This is a genomic window from Actinomycetota bacterium (assembly GCA_005774595.1).
Classification (GTDB): Bacteria; Actinomycetota; Coriobacteriia; order Anaerosomatales; family D1FN1-002; genus D1FN1-002.
The window spans coordinates 1-4,580 of the sequence record VAUM01000147.1 but is presented as its reverse complement, the minus strand read 5'-3'; the positions used below and the strand labels follow the sequence as shown (position 1 = coordinate 4,580).

General features: G+C 68.7%; 5 protein-coding genes. 3 read left to right on the top strand and 2 right to left on the bottom strand.

Annotated elements, in window-relative coordinates; translation table 11 throughout:
* Nucleotides 1-55: 55 nt before the first annotated feature.
* Complete coding sequence (locus tag FDZ70_06700; protein ID TLM76304.1) at nucleotides 56-316, top strand: hypothetical protein; 261 nt, start codon at nucleotides 56-58, stop codon at nucleotides 314-316.
* 99 nt (nucleotides 317-415) lie between these two features.
* On the opposite strand, the gene FDZ70_06695 is transcribed toward FDZ70_06700, so the two are convergent.
* Nucleotides 416-868 carry a PIN domain-containing protein gene (locus FDZ70_06695; protein TLM76303.1) on the bottom strand — a complete coding sequence of 151 codons (453 nt, stop codon included), beginning with the start codon at nucleotides 866-868 and terminating at the stop codon, nucleotides 416-418.
* Entirely contained in the window at nucleotides 858-1,346 is a 489-nt protein-coding gene (locus tag FDZ70_06690; protein ID TLM76302.1) for a ribbon-helix-helix protein, CopG family, read from the bottom strand. The genes FDZ70_06695 and FDZ70_06690 overlap by 11 nt, the downstream gene beginning before the upstream one ends.
* Before the next feature lie 57 nt (nucleotides 1,347-1,403).
* Here FDZ70_06690 and FDZ70_06685 point away from each other — a divergent pair, with 57 nt between their 5' ends.
* Both FDZ70_06685 and FDZ70_06680 read left to right on the top strand, forming a co-directional pair.
* Nucleotides 1,404-2,009, top strand: a complete 606-nt coding sequence (locus FDZ70_06685) for a hypothetical protein (GenBank protein TLM76301.1) — start codon at nucleotides 1,404-1,406, stop codon at nucleotides 2,007-2,009.
* A 176-nt stretch (nucleotides 2,010-2,185) separates the two neighbouring features.
* On the top strand, nucleotides 2,186-4,580 hold a 2,395-nt coding region (locus FDZ70_06680; GenBank protein TLM76300.1), incomplete at its 3' end, for an ATP-dependent Clp protease ATP-binding subunit.

Here is a 4,580-nt window from a genome sequence, read left to right as displayed (position 1 = left end):
CATAGAAGCGCTCCACGCCGAGGCGCAAGCGCACACTTTGACGTTGTTTGGAGTGGTGACGACGCATACCGCGGGCCTCGGCACCGAGATGGCTGCCGCTGCGCCCGTGGGCAACGGCTCCGGCCTGTCCGTCCTCGCGTCGTCGTACGACCCGTCCGGTGGTACAGCGTCGATAGCCTACAGCTTCGCATGGCTCGCGATGTGTGTCGCCCTGGCAGCGACTTTCGTCGCTGCGCTGATGGCGACCCGCTCGTTGCTCGTCAACGTTCGCGGCGACTCCGCTGCGGCCGCGGACGGTCCGATCGAGGTCGAGTGAGGGATCGGCGACACGACGGCCCCATTGAGTTGCTTATCTCAATGCATTGAGTTGTCCGGCTCTCCGCAGGTGAGGGGTGGTACCGTAGCGCGCGTCGCGCTACTCCGCCAGCGCCCCCACGTCGAACCCGTCCGCGAACGGGTCCACGAACGTCACGCCCTCGATCGTCTGCCCGTCGGTGAAGTCCTCCGACAGGATCATCGGCACGTGGTTCACCCGCGCGATCGCCCACTGCTGCGCGTCCCACCACGACATCCGGTGCCGCAACCGGCCGCGGACCTGCTCGATCAGCGTCAGCGCGCTCGTACCGAGCACCGGCCACGCCTCCTGCCATTCCCGCAGGTATCCGGCGGCTTCGTCTTCGCTCAATGGGTTGGCGACGCGTACCGTCGAGACTCGGAAGAACTCGCCGAGGGACTGTGTCGACACACAGGCTGCATCGGGGGTCGCGAGTCCATCGAGGACGGATATCGCACGCTCGCGCTTCACCGGCTCGGCGGGGTCGATGCTGTAGACGAGGACGTTCGTGTCGATCAGGAATCTACTCGTCATCGTCGTATGCATCTTCCCTCGTCCAAGTGCGGCCGCCGGGGACCGAGCCGAGCGCCGCACGCTCCAAGAGTCGCTTCTTCGAGCGTTCCCACGCGGCCCGGCGCGCGTCGACGACGCCCCGCTCGAACTCGTGGCGCAGCGCCTGCCGCACGACCTCGCCCTGCGACACGCCCAGCTTGAGTGCCGTCTCGGCCAACTGCGCGTCGAGTTCGTCGTCGATGCAGAACTGCTTCCTCACCATGCGCCCCATCGTGCCACCCGCCTCCAAACAGAACCCGACCGATTCCCAAACGTCCGCGTGATGTATACCCGTTATGTAACACGAGCGACCGTTCGGCGGAAGTCCTCCTCGTGGCGGGCGCGTCACGGTGCCGAACCGGCCTCGGCGGGCGCCGAGGCGGGAACATACTCTACGGGCATCGGAACGCCGGTGCCGCATGGCTCGCGAGCGGGGAGGGTGAGGAAGATGTCCGTTCATGCGTCGACGACGCGACGCGACCACGCACTGCTCGCCGGGGACGGGGCGCTTCTGACGATGGGCACCGTCACCGTGGCGTTCGTGCTGGCTGTGGGCCTGCAGCAGCTCATCAGTGGCGCGGTGCTCGAGATCGGCGGCTCGCTGATGATGCTCGCGGCGGGCGTGGCCGGTGTGGTGGCCGCGTGGTTGCTGCACGGCCGCCGCATCGACCTGCCGACCGCGATCGGCGCGGCCTGCGGGGCCGCCGCAGGCGGGCTCGCGATCCCGCTCGTGGCGAGCGTCTCGTTCGTCCTCGGCCTGCCGCTGCGTCTCGTGACCGACTCGGAGTATGCGGGACCGCTCGCGCTGCTGGTCGTGATCTCGGCCTGCGTGGCCGCGCTGCTCGCGTGGCTGCTCACCGACGCGGTGCGCGACCTGGCGCCGCGGCGACGGGCGCACTTCCGTCTCGATGTCGCGCGGATCGCGGCCGCCGCGGTGTTCGCGCTGCTCGTTGTCGTGAGCGTGTACCTGGTCGTCGCGCAGCCGGAGCCGGAGCAGGGCGAGGCGCCGATCTGGGCGATGGCGGGAGGTCTCATCGCGGCCGGGGTGGTCGTGGGCGCCGACGTGGCGACCACGGTCGCGCAGCGCATGGGGCGCTCGCGGCGGGCGGTCGCGGCGGACTGATCCGCGGCACGAGCACCTGAGCACAGACCTGAGCGCACCACGCTCATATCTGGCACCTCGCTTGCTCATCCTGTGAGCGCCCGCCGCGGCGTGTCATGCGCGCGGGTATACTGGTCTCGAACACCGTCGCGAGAGCCGCCGGCTTTCGCGTCCACCACTGAAGGGGCAGGCCGCACATGTTCGAACGCTTCACCGAGAAGGCGCGCCGGGTCGTCGTGTACGCCCAGGAAGAGGCGCGCATGCTCAACCAGAACTACATCGGCACCGAGCACCTGCTGCTCGGGCTGATCCGCGAGCAGGACGGCATCGCCGCCAAGGCGCTCGAGTCGCTGTCCATCTCGCTGGACGACGTCCACCAGCAGGTTGAGGACCTCATCGGCCGAGGCACGTACGTCCCCACCGGCAACATCCCGTTCACCCCGCGCGCCAAGAAGGTGCTCGAACTCTCACTGCGCGAAGCCCTGCAGCTCGGCCACAACTACATCGGCACCGAGCACATCCTGCTCGGGCTCATCCGCGAGGGCGAGGGCGTCGCCGCGCAGGTGCTTCTCAACCTCGGCGCCGATCTCGAGAAGGTCCGCGCGGCCGTCATCCAGCTGCTCTCAGGCCACTACGGCCGTCAGACCGAGGGTGGCGAGGAGCGTTCCGGCCGCGGCGGGAGCTCCGGCGCGCTGCTCGACGAGTTCGGCCGCAACCTCACGCGCGCCGCGCGCGAGGGCAAGCTCGACCCGGTCATCGGCCGCGCCGTCGAGATCGAGCGCGTCATGCAGATCCTGTCGCGTCGCACGAAGAACAACCCGGTCCTCATCGGGGAGCCGGGCGTCGGCAAGACCGCCGTCGTCGAGGGCCTCGCGCAGAAGATCGCGCGCGACGAGGTGCCTGAGACCATCCGCGACAAGCAGCTCTACACGCTCGACCTGGCCGCGCTCGTCGCGGGCAGCAAGTACCGCGGCGAGTTCGAGGAGCGCCTGAAGAAGGTCATGAAGGAGATCCGCGAGCGCGGCGACGTCATCCTGTTCATCGACGAGATGCACACGCTCGTGGGCGCCGGCGCCGCAGAGGGCGCCATCGATGCCGCCAGCATCGTCAAGCCGGCGCTCGCCCGCGGCGAGCTGCAGACCATCGGCGCCACCACGCTCGACGAGTACCGCAAGTATGTCGAGAAGGACCCCGCGCTCGAGCGCCGCTTCCAGCCGATCATGGTCGGCGAGCCGTCGGTGGAGGAGACGATCGAGATCCTCAAGGGCCTGCGCGACCGCTACGAGGCACACCACCGGGTCTCGATCACCGACGAGGCCATCCTCGCTGCGGCCGAATTGGCGAGCCGCTACATCTCGGACCGCTTCATGCCCGACAAGGCCATCGACCTCATCGACGAGGCCGGCAGCAAGATGCGCATCAAGATGATGACCGCGCCTCCCGGCGTGCGTGAGGTCGAGGACCGTCTGAAGCAGGTCCGCGCCGAGAAGGAAGCAGCCATCGAGGCGCAGGAGTTCGAGAAGGCCGCCGCCCTGCGCGACCGCGAGAAGCACATCCTCGCCGAGAAGCGGCAGATGGAAGACGAGTGGCTCAAGCCCGAGGTGCGCCGCGTCGTCGAGGTGACCGAGGTCGAGATCGCCGAGGTCGTCTCGATGTGGACCGGCATCCCGGTCTCGTCGCTGACCGAGGAGGAGACGCAGAAGCTGCTGCGCATGGAGGCGTCGCTCCACGAGCGCATCGTCGGCCAGGACGAGGCGGTCTCCGCGGTCTCGCGCGCCATCCGCCGCACGCGCGCCGGCCTCAAGGACCCGCGGCGCCCGGCAGGGTCGTTCATCTTCCTTGGGCCATCGGGCGTGGGCAAGACCGAGCTGTCCAAGGCGCTCGCCTCGTTCCTGTTCGGCAGTGAGGACGCACTCATCCAGCTCGACATGTCCGAGTACATGGAGAAGCACACGGTCAGCCGGCTCATCGGCTCGCCGCCCGGCTACGTCGGCTTCGACGAGGGTGGGCAGCTCACCGAGGCGGTCCGCCGCCGGCCGTACTGCGTGATCCTGTTCGATGAGATCGAGAAGGCCCACCCGGATGTGTTCAACGTCCTGCTCCAGATCCTCGAGGAGGGCCGGCTCACCGACGCACAGGGCCGCAAGGTCGACTTCAAGAACGTCATCGTCATCATGACGAGCAACATCGGCGCGCGTGACATCGCCAAGGGCCGCACGATCGGCTTCTCACCGACCGCCGAGGAGGGCCTGTCGTACGACGCCCTCAAGGAGCGTGTCACCGGCGAGCTGAAGAAGGTCTTCCGCCCCGAGTTCCTCAACCGCGTCGACGAGACGATCGTCTTCCACGACCTCGGCAGCGAGGAGATCCAGCAGATCGTCGACATGATGGTCGCGCGCGTCCGGGAGCAGCTCGCCGCCCGCGGCATCGGCATCGCGCTGACGCCCGAGGCCCGCGAGTTTCTCGCGCGCGAGGGCTTCGACCCGACGATGGGCGCCCGCCCGCTTCGCCGCGCCATCCAGCGGCTCGTCGAGGACCCGCTCTCCGAGCAGATCCTCGGCGGTCAGTGGGCCGACGGCGAGGTCGTCGAGG